A 14313-nucleotide genomic window follows, 5' to 3' on the forward strand; every position below is an offset into this window, starting at 1 on the left:
TGGTCGTGTGCTGTTGGGGAGTCGGCACTTGCCAGTCATTATACACTGGAAGTACCAGCCCGGTAGGACAGGCAACGAAATGGCCACCGCATTACGAGTCAGTAACGGGTTCTTCGAGCCGGGAACAAGAATTAGTCTACCCGTAACTTGACACTCGGCAGTTTTCCCCAGGCTGAATGAGGTAACCTTACCTGTATGTAAAAAATATAGTACGCTCGCCAGTCCGTATAAATGGCTAATACACCAGTAATTAGCCCGATTTAGGCGATTGTGCGTATATATGCATCCGTAATCCATGAGTAAACCAGGAACCAGAGCGGCTTGATGCTAGTTATAAGCCCGCAAAGCAAGTTGTACCACCATGCCTCATCGTAATAAGGACTGCGTTTTCATCGTCGACGATGATGAGGACGATCTGTTTATCATTCAGCAGGTTTTTTCACAATACAGTCCGGAGTGTCAGCTTAAGCCGTTGACAAGTGGCATGGCCCTGCTCGATGCGCTGGCCGAAGCCCCTGCTTTGCCCAACCTGATCCTGCTGGACCTGAATATGCCCCAGATGAGCGGGCTGGAGACGCTGGCCCACCTCCGTCAGCATAAGACCTACGCCACTATTCCGGTAGTGGTACTGACAACATCCGATCACGCCCGCGACAAACAACAGGCGGCCCAGCTCAAGGCCAGCGGGTTCATCACCAAACCATCAACCATTGAGCAGTATAATAAGGTCGTGCTGAAACTTCGGCAGGACTGGCTGCTGGGTAACTGCGTACCGGATCAGCCGGCGGGCTGCTGCTAGATCGGCCTGGCGCCGGCATGAGTAAAGAAAGCCGGTCTGGCTGACTTTTAGGGGAGAGTCACCACCTGCCCGAACCGACCGTATGCCGACCACCCGCCGACAGTTTCTGCACCATACCACCCAACTGGCTGCCAGTGCCGCCCTGCCGGGCGTTATTCACCAGCCAACCCGCACCGCAGCGGCCGACCAGGTGTCGGTGGGGCTCATCGGCTGTAACAGTATGGGCTGGACCGATCTGATGTCCATGCTCAAACTGCCCGGCCTGCGTTGCATAGCCCTTTGCGATGTGGATCAGAACGTGCTGACCCGCCGGGCGGCCGAACTCGACAAGCGAACGCCCGGTACAACCCCCAGGCTGTATACCGACTTCCGCCAGCTGCTCGACAACAAAGACATTGACGTTGTCATTATCGGCACGCCGGACCACTGGCATTGCCTGCCTATGGTCTATGCCTGCCAGGCCGGGAAAGACGTCTACGTTGAAAAGCCACTGGCCAATAGCATCGAGGAGTGTGATACCATGGTGGCCGCCGTACAGCGGTATAAACGGGTGGTGCAGGTAGGGCAGTGGCAGCGGTCCGGCCCTCACTGGAAACAGGCTATCGACTACGTACAATCCGGCCAGATAGGGAACATACGATCCGTGAAAACGTGGGCGTACATGCCCTACGGGAAAACCTTCCCCGGGCGACCCGACGAACCCGTACCGACCGGAGTCGATTACGACATGTGGCTGGGACCGGCAACCCGGCGGCCGTTTAACCGCAACCGCTTCCACGGCAGTTTTCGTTATTTCTGGGATTATGCGGGAGGGCTGATGACCGACTGGGGCGCGCACATGATCGATATAGCCCTGTGGGGGATGCAGGTCACCGCCCCCCGCTCGGTACAGGCCCTCGGCGGTCGGTTCGGCTTTCCCAACCACGCGGGCGAAACCCCCGATACCCTGCAGGTGCTGTACGATTTCGGCACGTTTCCGTTGCTCTGGGAGCAGTCGCTAGGAATAGGGCGGGGGCCCTACGACCGGGATCATGGCGTGGCGTTCATCGGCAACCGGGGAACGGTAGTTATTGACCGGGGGAAGTGGGAGGTGTTGCCGGAAGTAGAAAACGGTCGGTTCATGACCCAGGCCATGCCTCCGCAGTACGGCGACGGAAAGGACCTGGACCGGCACACGCAGAACTTTATCGACTGCGTCCGGAGCCGACAGTCACCCAATTGTCCGGTTGAAGCCGGTCGGCATGTAGCGCTGAACGCTCAACTCGGCAACATAGCCCACCGGCTGGGCCAGCAGCTCTTCTGGGACGAAACAACCCGCTCTGTCCTGAACAATCAGAAAGCCAGTGAGTTGGCCAGGGCGCAGTACCGGGCCCCCTGGGTGTTGCCGAAGCTATAGGAGGCATACTCTCTATCCATTTGGTCGGATACTGGATGCGATTCGGGCCGGAGGGCTTATTTTCGTGCTCCTCTTATGAAACAGCTTGTCTTTATCTTCGCCTTCCTGCTGGTAGCCTCGCGGGCCTATGCCCACCTGGGTACCATAGCGGGGACAGTAACCGACCAGACGACCCGCCAGCCCCTGTCAGGGGTGACCGTGCAGCTGACGGGCCTGGGCCGGGCCACCGTAACCAACGAACTGGGCCAGTTTCGGTTCGATCACCTGCCCGCAGCTCCCTACCGGATTGAATTGTCTCACCTGGGCTATGCTTCGTTTCAAAGAGAGGTAACCGTACTGGATGACCAGACAGTAGCCGTTACCATCAGCCTGTCAACGGCGCCCGTGGCCCTGGGTGAAGTGACCGTATCGGCCCTGCGCGCGCACGATCAGCAGCTGATCAGTAACCTGGACATCCGGCTTCGGCCGATCGTTAACTCGCAGGAAATTCTCCGGCTGGTGCCGGGCCTTTTTATCGGTCAGCATGCCGGCGGGGGCAAAGCCGAGCAGATTTTTTTGCGCGGCTTCGACCTCGATCACGGCACCGACATCCGCCTGACCGTCGACGGGATGCCGGTCAACATGGTCTCCCATGCGCATGGACAGGGGTATGCCGACCTCCATTTTGTCATCCCGGAACTGGTAGAAGGGGTGGAGTTCAAGAAAGGACCCTATCAAACCGATAAGGGTAATCTGGCCACGGCCGGCTGGGTCGACTTCCGGACCCGAACCGTACTCGACCGATCGTTCGCCAAGCTGGAAGCCGGCCAGTATAATACCTACCGCGCCGTGGCCGGACTGGATCTGCTGAACCTGAACCGAACCCCATCAACGCCCCGGCCCGCAACCAGTCAGTCGGCTTATCTGGCGGGCGAATACTCGTACAGCGATTCGTATTTCGACAACCCGCAGCAGTTCAACCGGGTCAACGTGCTGGGCAAATACCACGGCCACCTGGGGGCTTCGACGAATCTTACCCTGACGGGATCTACGTTCTGGAGCCGCTGGAACCACTCGGGCCAGATTCCGGATCGGGCAGTCGACGCGGGGTTGATTGGCTGGTTCGGTTCCATCGACCCGACCGAAGGGGGAGAAACCAGCCGCACCAATGCCAACGTGCAGCTGGTTACCGTTACGCCCCGGAATCATATCATCCGGAACCAGTTTTACTACAGTAACTACGCCTTCGAGCTGTATTCCAACTTTACCTTTTTCAGAATCGATACCGTAAACGGAGACCAGATCCGGCAGAAAGAACGGCGAAACCTGTTTGGCTATACAGGCAGCTATTCGACCCGGACAGCGATTGGCCGCAGCCAGTGGACAACCACCCTCGGGGCGCAGTACCGGCAGGACATAACCCGCGGTTCCGAGCTGTCGCACACCCGCGATCGGATCGTAACCCTGAACCCGCTGCAGTACGGCAACGTCAACGAACTGAACGCGGCCCTCTACGCCGACGAGCTGATTCAGCTAAGTAGTCGGTTCAGCCTCAACGCCGGACTTCGCTATGACCTGTTCAGGAGCCAGTATACCGACCTGCTCGCCACGCCCGATCCCGCCCGAAGCGCCACCCAGGGAATCCTGTCGCCTAAACTGAATCTTTACTACACCGCCAGCCCGGCCCTGCAGCTCTACCTCAATACGGGCCGGGGTTTTCATTCGAACGACGCCCGGGTCGTTGTCCCCCAAAATGGCCGTGAGATTCTGCCGGCCGCCTACGGCACCGATCTGGGGGTGCTGGTCAAACCCTTGCCGCGGCTGCTGATCAATGCTGCGGCCTGGTACCTCTGGCTGGAGCAGGAATTCGTTTACGTCGGCGACGAGGGTGTGGTTGAGCCCAGTGGCCGGTCGCGTCGGCTGGGCATCGACCTGTCGGCGCGTTACCAGCTGACCCGTACCCTCTATGCCGACCTGGACCTGAATACGGCACGCCCCCGGGCCCTGGGCGCCGAAGCGGGCCAAAACTACCTGCCGCTGGCGCCAACGTTTACGTCGGCCGGAGGGCTGTCGCTCCAGACCAGCACGGGGCTGAGTGGTTCTGTTCGGTATCGGTACCTGGCGAACCGACCGGCTAACGAGGATAATTCGCTGGTAGCCCGCGGGTATGTTGTGAATGACCTGCAGCTGAACTATGCCCGGAAGCACTACCAGCTGGGCCTGTCGGTGCAGAACCTGTTCAACGTACGCTGGAAAGAAACGCAGTTTGCTACCGAAAGTCGGTTGCGGGACGAAACGGCGCCCGTCGATGAAATTCATTTCACGCCCGGCACGCCCTTTTTTGCCCGGCTCAGCCTGACGTATTGCTGGTAGCAATCCGGGGTTTCGCCGGACCGAGGCCCACCGGCGGGCCGGGTCAGATCGGTCATAGGGCACACATGTAATCAGGTTGATCTATCTTTGTAGTCGGATTGAATGGACATGACTGGTTCAACCGTTTACTGCCATGAAGATTTTAATCGTTGAAGATGACCGCCGGATTGCGCAGACCATCAGCCAGGGGTTATCGGGTGAAGGCTACGAAACGGAGGTGGTGTACGATGGTCAGCTGGGTCGGGAAGCAGCCCTGCAGAACCCGATCGATATGCTCATACTGGATATCAACCTGCCGGGTCTCAGCGGGTTCTCGATCTGCCACGACGTTAGACAGGCCAAACCCGCTCTCCCCATACTCATGCTGACCGCCCTGGGTGAAGTAGAGGATAAAGTGCTGGGACTGAGTCGCGGGGCCGACGATTATATCGTAAAGCCCTTTGACCTGAGAGAACTGAACGCCCGGGTAGCGGCCTGCTTTCGCCGGCTTGACCGCCAGGAAGAGACCGTTGGTCAGGAGGTGCTGCAGGTGGCGGACCTGGTTGTCAATCCGGCCACCAAGCAGGTGAGCCGCCACGGACAGTCTATCGAACTGACGAGCAAGGAGTTTAACCTGCTGGAGCAACTGATGCGCCATCCCGGTCAGGTCATATCCAAAAAAGACCTCACCGAACGCGTCTGGAACCTGCATTTCGATCCCGGTACCAACGTGGTAGAGGTCTACATCAACTACCTCCGCCGGAAGATCGATCGCAACTTCGAGCCGAAACTCATCCATACCCGCTCTGGCTATGGGTACATGATAAAAGAAGGATAAGATGTTCTTGTCCAGGACCGTAAAAATCTAAGTTTTTTCTAAGCGCAAACTCAGGCTCTTCTAAGGTGGCGGACTTTAGTTTGTATCCGCTTCATCAATAAATACCGCCCTGACCGATGAACTGAGTAGGGTTTTCGCTGGCCCCCACCCGGTTCATCGGCGGTCGGATTATCTGCTGATCTTCCGTGGAGACTGGCCCGGCAGCTGCTCAGCCTGTAACCAATGACCATCCGAAATCGACTACTTATCCGGTTTTCGCTCATCGTCGCTACCATCCTGGTGGTGTTTTCGGTGGTCGTTTATGTAGCCTCGGCGACCTACCGGCGGGAGGAGTTCTACGAGCGGCTGAAGAGCAAAGCCCGCACCACCGCTCGCCTGCTGATCGAAGTAAACGAGGTCGACCAGGCCCTGCTGAAAATCATTGACCGGAATACCATATCGGCTCTCATCGATGAAAAGGTGCTGGTGTTTGATCATGACAACCGGCTGGTGTACAGTAGTGTCGATGATCATCCCGTGTCGTTTAATCGTGAGTTGCTGGAACAGGTTCGGCAGGAGGGGGAGGTCGAAACCTACAACGGAGCCAACGAACTGATCGGCATCACGGTGCCGCGGGGCGATCAGCTGGTTGTGGTGCTGGCTTCGGCCCACGATCAGTACGGACAAAGTAAGCTGCAGAATCTGGGGCTGGCCCTGCTCTGGGGCCTGGTGGGCGGGTTGGGGCTAACCGTATGGCTGGGGCGTATTTACGTGGGTCGGGCGCTGCGGCCCGTGGCGCACATCAACCAGCAGGTCCAGAGCATAACGGCCCGCAACCTGCGTCAGCGGCTCGACGAAGGCAAGAAGCAGGACGAGATCGAGCAGCTGGCGGCTAACTTCAACGCCGTGCTGAACCGGCTCGAGTCGGCCTTCGACCAGCAGCGTAGCTTTGTTTCCCACGCCAGCCACGAACTCCGAACACCCCTGGCCGCCCTTAAACTCGAAGTTCAGCTGGGGCTCAACCGCCCCCGACAGGCCGAAGCCGATCAGCTGACGTTCCAGAACCTGCAAACGGATACCGACCGACTGGTAGCCCTTACCAACAGCCTGCTTTTTCTGGCCCGAACCATTGAACAGGCCGATCGAACCACGCTGACCCCGGTGCGGCTGGACGAGGTTGTATTTGCAGCGCAGGATGAACTGCTGGCGGTTCGACCGGACTACGCGGTTGCTATTCAGTACGATAGCCTGCCCGAAAACGAGGCCGATCTGCTGGTGCTGGGCGAAGCGACCCTGCTGCAGCGGGTGGTGCTGAACCTGTGCGACAACGCCTGTAAATACTCCGCCGATCACCGGGCCCGGGTCAGTCTGGTGGCGCATGATAACGGGTGTCTGCTCACCGTGACCGATACCGGCATCGGCATAGCGCCCGATGAGCAGACGCGTATTTTTGACCCCTTCTACCGGGCCGAAAGTGCCATACCCTATACCGGTTTTGGCATCGGGCTGGCGATCTGCCGCCAGATTGTCGAGCTTCATCAGGGTATAATCAGCCTCCATAGCCAACCGGGCGCTGGCAGTACCTTCAGCGTCTGGTTGCCCGGCGTAACCAAAATCTAATTTTATTCTAAAGGCTTTTCCCGGCATCACCCCTGTAATCGTCCAGACCTTTGCGGACAGATTATCTGTTTTTGGTGATGCGGTTTTTCTTAGTTCTTTTTTTGGGGTTATTGCCGGGTCTGTTGACCCGGGCCCGGGCTCAGGATTCGCTGGTGTTGTCCCGGCGGCAGGCGGACAGTCTGTTTCTGGCCAACAACCTCTTACTGCTGGCCGAACGCTTTCGGGTCGATGCCAGCCAGGCACAGCTGATTCAGGCCCGCCTGTACGATAACCCGACCGTCGGGTTTGAAATCAGTACCTACAATCCGGATCGGAGGAAGGTGCTCGACGTTGGTTCGCAGGGGCAGACGATTGTTACCATCGAACAGCTGCTCTACACGGCGGGGAAGCGTAACAAACGGATTGCCCTGGCTACCGAGGCCACCCGGCTTACCGAGCTGGAACTGCTTGATCTGCTGCGCGGCCTCCGCTACGAACTGCGCAGCCGGTTCTACGGGCTCTACTTTGCGCGCCAGACGCTGGCCCGGTTTACGCAGCAGCTCGCGACCCTGCAGTCGACCGTTGACGGCTACGAGCGGGAATATACCCGCAATAATGTATCGCTGCGGGAGGTGCTCCGGCTGAAAGCGCTCTTGTTCCAGCTCAGCAACGACCGGACCGAGATTCAGTTGCAGCTGGCCGATGACCAGCGGGTGCTCCAGACGCTGCTGTCGGTTGAGCTACCCATCCGGCCGCTGGTTTCTGACGAAGGCCTCCCAACGTACCGGCTGCCCACGGTGCCTGATGATTCGCTGCGGCAACTGGCGCTGCAACACCGGCCCGACCTGCGGGTGGCCAACTCCCTGACCCGACAGGCTGAACTTAACCTCAATCTGCAACGGGCACTGGCCCGGCCCGATATACGGGTGGGCGGCACCTACGACCAGGCGGGAAGTTACGTTCCCCATTACGTCGGCCTGGGTCTATCGGTCGACCTCCCCGTCTTCAACCGAAACCAGGGCGCTATTGCCGCGGCCCGCTCCCAGATCGGGTACCAGCAGGGGCTGGAACGGCAGCGGGTAATCCAGATCGGCAATGAGGTGATGGCCTCCCTGCAGAAGGTGCGCGCGGTAGAACAGCAACTGCAGTCGGTTACCGGCCGGTTCACGAATCAGTTCGACGAACTGAATAAAGGAGTTCTGCTCAGCTTCCAGAAAGGCAATATCTCCCTGATCGAATTTGTCGACCTTATTGAAACCTATAACGAAAGCCTGCGGGAGCTGAATCGGCTGAAAGCTGACCGGGTCAGCACGTACGAAGAACTGAATTACCTCCTGGGTCTTGATTTATTTAACTGATATGAACTACCTGACACAAACGGGCTGGCTCATGGCGCTGCTGACATCGACACTGGCCTGCCAGCCGGCATCCCCGCCCGAAGAGGCAAACGCGTTTATGCTCTCCGATACCATGCTCAGCCGCATTGCGCTCGATTCGGTGCGGATACAACCGGTTCGGTCGGAGTTGACGCTGGTCGGAAAGGTCGTCTCCGACGAAAACCGGGTTATCAAGGTGTACCCACTGGTGGGTGGTAACGTAGAGGACGTCAAGGTCGAGCTGGGCGACTATGTCCGGAAAGGGCAGACGCTGGCCGTGATCCGCTCCGGTGAGGTGGCCGACCTGGAACGGCAGTCGCTGCAGGCGCAGTCGGATCTGCTGCTGGCCGAGAAGAACCTGCTGGTGGCGCAGGATCTGCTGGAGAGCAAGCTGGCCGCGCAGCCCCAGGTGACGGCGGCCCAGAAAGAGGTCGATAAAGCCAAAGCCGAAGTGAATCGGCTGCGGGAGGTCTTCCGGATCTACGGGCTGGGCAACACATCGACCTATCTGGTTAAAGCGCCGATCGACGGCTACGTCATTGAAAAAAACGTCAACCGCGACATGCAGCTCCGCTCCGATAAGGCCGATAATCTGTTCACCATCGGGCAGATCAGCGACGTATGGGTACTGGCCAATGTCAACGAATCGGATATCTCCAGAATCCGGACGGGGATGACGGCCGACGTGCAGACCCTGAGTTACCCCGATGATCGCTTCAGTGGCCAGGTCGATAAAATCTATTCCGTGCTCGACCCCGGCACCAAAGCCCTGACCGTCCGGATCCGGCTGCCAAATCCCGCCCTGAAGCTGAAACCCGAAATGCACGCTACGGTTACCCTCCGCTACGACGACGGTATGCAGATGCCAGCGATCCCGGCCGGCTCGGTCATCTTCGACCGCTCGAAACACTACGTGATGGTGTTTCGGAGTCGCACCGATCTGGAAACCCGCGAGGTTGATGTCTACAAGTCGCTGGGTAAACTAGCTTATATCCGCACGGGACTGAAACCGGGCGAACGCATCATTTCAAAGGATCAATTGCTGGTATACGATGCCCTCAACGACTAATCTATGAATCGTTTCATTCGATCTATTGTCGGTTTCTCGCTGAAGAACCGCTTTTTTGTCTTTTTCATGACGGCGGTGCTGGTTATAGCGGGGGTTGTCAGTTACCTGAAAACCCCGCTGGAAGCGTTTCCGGACGTAACTAACACCCAGATCATCGTGGTAACGGAATGGAACGGACGCTCGGCCGAGGAGGTCGAGCGGTTCGTGACGGTTCCGATCGAGGTGGCTATGAACTCGGTACAGCGGAAAACCAATGTGCGCTCGACCACCATGTTCGGGTTGTCGGTCATGAAAATCATCTTCGAGGATGATGTCGATGACTTTTTGGCCCGGCAGCAAGTGAATAACCTCTTGCGGAATGTGTCGCTGCCCGATGGGGTCGAGCCAGACGTACAGCCGCCCTACGGACCGACGGGGGAGATATTCCGTTACACCCTCGAAAGCCCCCACCGCGACAGCCGCGAATTACTGACCCTACAGAACTGGGTCGTTGACCGGCAACTGCGCAGCGTGCCGGGGGTAGCCGATATTGTGGCGTTTGGCGGTCGGGAGAAGATGTACGAACTGCGCGTCAATCCTACCCAGCTGGCCAAGTACGACATCACCCCGCTCGACGTTTACCAGGCCGTTACCCGCAGCAACATCAACGTGGGGGGAGATGTCATCGAGCGAAACGGGCAGGCCTATGTGGTGCGGGGCATCGGGCTGCTGACATCGATTCAGGACATCGAAAACATTCTGATCGAAGAAGTAGGGGGCAACCCGGTGCTGGTCAGGAACGTGGCCGACGTAGCCGAATCGCAGCTGCCCCGCGTGGGTCAGGTCGGGCTGAATACCAACGACGACGTGGTCGAAGGAATCATTGTCATGCGCAAAGGGGAGAACCCCAGCGAGGTACTGACGCGGGTCAAAGATAAAATCGAAGAACTGAACACCCAGGTCCTGCCGGCCGACGTGAAGCTGGTCACGTTTTACGACCGCGACAACCTGATCGCGTTCTGTACGGAAACGGTGCTGCACAACCTCACAGAAGGTATTGTACTGGTAACGGTCATTGTCTTCCTGTTCATGGCCGACTGGCGCACCACCCTGATCGTGTCGATCATCATTCCGCTGGCGCTGCTGTTTGCTTTTCTGTGTTTGAAATTACGGGGCATGTCGGCCAACCTGTTGTCGATGGGTGCCGTCGACTTCGGGATTATCGTCGACGGGGCGGTGGTGATGGTGGAGGGTATCTTCGTGTCCCTCGATCACCTGGCCCATCGGGTGGGCATGGCCCGCTTCAACCGCATGGCCAAGCTGGGACTGATCCGGAAAACGGGGGGCGAACTGGGCAAGTCCGTATTTTTTTCCAAGCTGATCATCATCACCGCCTTGCTGCCCATTTTTTCGTTCGAAAAGGTGGAAGGTAAAATGTTTTCGCCCCTGGCCTGGACCCTGGGGTTTGCCCTGCTGGGCGCGTTGCTGTTTACGCTGACACTGGTGCCGGTGCTGTGTTCGATGTTGCTGAAGAAAAACGTTCGGGAGCGTAAAAACCCGCTCGTCAGCTTCTTCGACCGGATCGTGATGGCGGGTTTTGGCTGGTGTTTTCGAAATCGTCGGCTGAGTCTGGTGGGTGCGTTGTGCTTCATGATGGCTACTTTCTTTTCGGCTTCGTTGCTGGGTACCGAGTTTCTGCCCCAGCTGAACGAGGGCGCGCTCTGGGTCACGGCCGAGCTACCCATGAGTATGTCGCTGCCCGAAAGCGTCGATATGGCCAAAACCATTCGAAAAGACCTGGGTGCCTTCCCGGAGGTGAAGCAGGTACTCTCGCAGGTGGGCCGTTCCAACGACGGTACGGACCCGAACGGGTTCTACTTCTGCCAGTTTCAGGTCGACCTGAAGCCGAAAGCGGACTGGCCCAAACGCCACGACGGGCGTGCGCTTACCGACGAGCAACTCACCGACGAGATGGATAGCCGGCTGAAAAACTATGCCGGGGTACTGTACAACTACTCACAGCCGATCATCGACAACGTGGCGGAGGCCGTGGCGGGGTACAAAGCCAGCAACGGGATCAAGATTTTTGGACCGGACGTGTACGAGCTGGAAAAATACGCCAATCAGGCGGTCGAAGCGGTCAGAGGGGTAGAGGGAATTAAGGACCTGGGAATCATTCGAAACGTGGGTCAGCCGGAGCTGAGCGTTATGCTGCATGATCATAAAATGGCGCTGCTGGGGGTGTCTACAGCCGACGCGCAGGCAGTTATCGAAATGGCCATCGGCGGAAAAACGGCGTCTGAGCTTTACGAAGGCGAACGTAAGTTCGAAATCCGGGTGCGGTACCAGCCCGAATTCCGAAAAAACGAGGATGATATCATGCGGCTGATGGTGCCGACGATGAGCGGTGGCAAGATTCCCCTCAAAGAGATTGCCACCATCCGGCAGATAACCGGTCCGGCCTTCATCTACCGGGATCTGAACAAACGCTTTATCGGGGTTAAGTTTTCGGTACGCGGCCGTGACCTGGGAAGCACCATTGCCGAAGCCCAGCGCCGGCTGAACGAGACCCTTCGTCCCGCCAAAGGGTATTCGGTTGCCTGGGTGGGCGAATTCGAGAACCAGGTGCGGGCCACCGACCGGCTGGGGCAGGTCGTGCCGATCTGTCTGGTCGCCATCTTCGTTATCCTGTTCATGCTGTTCGGCAATGCCAAAGACGCCGGGCTGGTGCTGGTCAATGTGCCGTTTGCGCTGATTGGCGGGATTTTGGCGCTGCATGTGACGGGTATGAATTTCGGGATCTCGGCGGGGGTCGGCTTTATCGCCCTGTTTGGCATCTGTATCCAGAACGGGGTGATACTGGTCAGCGTGTTTACCAACAACCGACGCAACCGGATGCCGCTCGACCAGGCCATACGCGAGGGGGTTGCCTCGCGGGTGCGGCCCGTTATCATGACCGCCCTCATGGCGGCTATTGGCCTGTTGCCGGCCGCCGTATCGACGGGGATCGGTTCGGAGACCCAGAAACCGCTTGCCATTGTGGTGATTGGTGGATTGATTACCGCAACGATCCTGACGCTGCTGGTCTTTCCGATTATTTACCGGCTGTTCAACCATCGGCAGCCAACCCGCCACCGCCAGACCGACGAACCGCTGGCTGTTGCCTAGCGACCACGGAACGGACGCGATCGGGACAGGGAATAAATTAGACTGGTTTGGCGCTTAACCAGGTTGTAACTTGAGCCATTTGATCGGCTTATTTGTTACTAAGGCATGACCCGTACTGAACTCGACGAACTGATTGGTCAGGGCGAAAGCGTTCGACTTGAATTTAAACGCAGCCTATCCTCAGCGCACCGCATAGCCCGCACGCTGACGGCCTTTGCCAATACGGCCGGAGGTACCCTGCTGATCGGGGTAACCGACGATGGCCGTATTGTAGGGGTGCCGTCGGAGTTGCGGGAGATGCGAAAGATCGAAGAGGCTACCGACCAGTTTGTTGAACCTCCGCTGGAAATCAGTTACGAAGCCCTGGCCCCCGATGGTCGGCGGGTGCTGGTAATCCATGTGGCGGAGAGCACGGAAAAGCCACATTTCGCGGTGGATGAAGCCGGTAAGCGAACCATCTACGTCCGGGCCAAGGATAAATCGATGCCAACTAGTCGGCTTATCATAACCCCCGGCGGCACGGGTTCGCCCAATGTACAGACGCCCACCGTTCGGGCGCTGATTCAGTACCTGCGTCGGAATGAGGACATTACGGCCGATAAATACGCCAGGCTGATCAACGTGTCGGAATACCGGGCGGGCAAGCAGCTGCGCCAACTGGCCGAACAGGGGCTGTTGCTGTTGCTCAACAAGCAGCGACCCGTTCGGTACGCGCTGAAACTGGCCGAGTAGGCCGGACCTGACGTGCAGGGAAGCTGGCCGGGATTTGCGAACTTTACGCCGTTATGACAACACAGGCACCCATTACCAAAGAAACGATTACCGCTTTTTTTCAGGATTTACAGGACCGCATCTGCCAGGCGCTGGAAGAGGCCGACGGCAGTGGCCGGTTTCTGCAGGACAACTGGGAGCGACCCGGTGGAGGAGGAGGTCGCTCGCGCATCCTGACCGACGGAACGATCATTGAGAAAGGGGGCGTTGGGTTTTCGGCCGTTCATGGCGAAGCCACCGAAGCTACCCTCAGTTCGCTCAGGCTAACCGGGGCCGACGCGCCCGCATCACCCCCCACGTTTTACGCGACCGGGGTGTCTATCGTGCTGCACCCCCGCAGCCCCATGGTGCCGATCATTCACATGAACGTTCGGTATTTTGAAATGAGTACGGGCCACAACTGGTTCGGGGGCGGTATCGACCTAACCCCGCATTACGTAGTACCTGACGATGCCCGCTGGTTTCACGACGCGCTGCGGCAGGTATGCGACCAGCATGATCCGGGCTATCACGCCCGATTCAAGCCCTGGGCCGATGACTATTTCTTTCTCCCGCATCGGCAGGAGACTCGCGGTATTGGCGGCATCTTCTTCGATTACCTGAAGCCCGAAAACGATAGCCATAAAGCGGATCTGTTTGCCTTTGTGCAGGCCGTGGGCAATGCCTTCGCGCCGATCTACACCCACTTTATGCGAAAAAACCAGGGCCTGCCGTACGGAGATCGCGAAAAGCAATGGCAGCAGCTGCGCCGGGGGCGGTACGTCGAGTTCAACCTGGTCTGGGATCGGGGCACCAAATTCGGACTCGAAACCAACGGCCGAACTGAATCCATCCTGATGAGCATGCCGCCCCAGGCTAACTGGGTATACGATTTCAAACCCGAGCCCAACAGCCCGGAAGCTGAAACCCTAAGCTGGCTCCGCAAAGGGGTAACGTGGTGAGTGATGAGCGATGCGTGTTATTCATATTACCGATAACTGATCATTCATTGCTCATCACTACTCACTC

10 protein-coding genes are annotated in these 14313 nt (G+C 58.1%); all 10 read left to right on the forward strand.

Annotation, left to right across the window (positions count from 1 at the left end; all coding sequences use genetic code 11):
• Positions 1 to 361: 361 nt before the first annotated feature.
• Positions 362 to 799, forward strand: coding sequence for a response regulator (locus EQG79_RS12910; protein ID WP_077923599.1), 438 nt, complete (start codon positions 362 to 364; stop codon positions 797 to 799).
• 82 nt (positions 800 to 881) lie between these two features.
• Positions 882 to 2195 carry a Gfo/Idh/MocA family protein gene (locus EQG79_RS12915; RefSeq protein WP_129601716.1) on the forward strand — a complete coding sequence of 438 codons (1314 nt, stop codon included), beginning with the start codon at positions 882 to 884 and terminating at the stop codon, positions 2193 to 2195.
• A 75-nt stretch (positions 2196 to 2270) separates the two neighbouring features.
• The gene (locus EQG79_RS12920; protein WP_129601717.1) at positions 2271 to 4547 is read left to right on the forward strand and encodes a TonB-dependent receptor; all 2277 of its coding nucleotides are present in this window, start codon (positions 2271 to 2273) and stop codon (positions 4545 to 4547) included.
• 133 nt (positions 4548 to 4680) lie between these two features.
• Positions 4681 to 5364 (forward strand): response regulator transcription factor, encoded by a 684-nt coding sequence (locus tag EQG79_RS12925; protein ID WP_077923595.1) that lies wholly within the window; start codon positions 4681 to 4683, stop codon positions 5362 to 5364.
• Between the two features lie 222 nt (positions 5365 to 5586).
• The gene (locus EQG79_RS12930; RefSeq protein ID WP_129601718.1) at positions 5587 to 6963 is read left to right on the forward strand and encodes a sensor histidine kinase; all 1377 of its coding nucleotides are present in this window, start codon (positions 5587 to 5589) and stop codon (positions 6961 to 6963) included.
• A 77-nt stretch (positions 6964 to 7040) separates the two neighbouring features.
• On the forward strand, positions 7041 to 8300 hold the full coding sequence (locus EQG79_RS12935; protein WP_129601719.1) for a TolC family protein: 1260 nt from the start codon (positions 7041 to 7043) through the stop codon (positions 8298 to 8300).
• A 31-nt stretch (positions 8301 to 8331) separates the two neighbouring features.
• A complete protein-coding gene (locus tag EQG79_RS12940) occupies positions 8332 to 9387 on the forward strand; it encodes an efflux RND transporter periplasmic adaptor subunit (RefSeq protein ID WP_394343310.1) in 1056 nt (351 codons plus the stop codon).
• Between the two features lie 3 nt (positions 9388 to 9390).
• Positions 9391 to 12534 carry an efflux RND transporter permease subunit gene (locus tag EQG79_RS12945; protein ID WP_129601721.1) on the forward strand — a complete coding sequence of 1048 codons (3144 nt, stop codon included), beginning with the start codon at positions 9391 to 9393 and terminating at the stop codon, positions 12532 to 12534.
• Between the two features lie 105 nt (positions 12535 to 12639).
• A complete protein-coding gene (locus EQG79_RS12950) occupies positions 12640 to 13266 on the forward strand; it encodes an AlbA family DNA-binding domain-containing protein (RefSeq protein WP_129601722.1) in 627 nt (208 codons plus the stop codon).
• 53 nt (positions 13267 to 13319) lie between these two features.
• Positions 13320 to 14246: an oxygen-dependent coproporphyrinogen oxidase gene (hemF, locus tag EQG79_RS12955; RefSeq protein ID WP_129601723.1), complete on the forward strand. Its 927-nt coding sequence runs from the start codon at positions 13320 to 13322 to the stop codon at positions 14244 to 14246.
• Positions 14247 to 14313 lie beyond the last annotated feature (67 nt).

This window comes from Spirosoma sordidisoli, from assembly GCF_004138325.1.
GTDB classification, from domain to species: Bacteria; Bacteroidota; Bacteroidia; order Cytophagales; family Spirosomataceae; genus Spirosoma; species Spirosoma sordidisoli.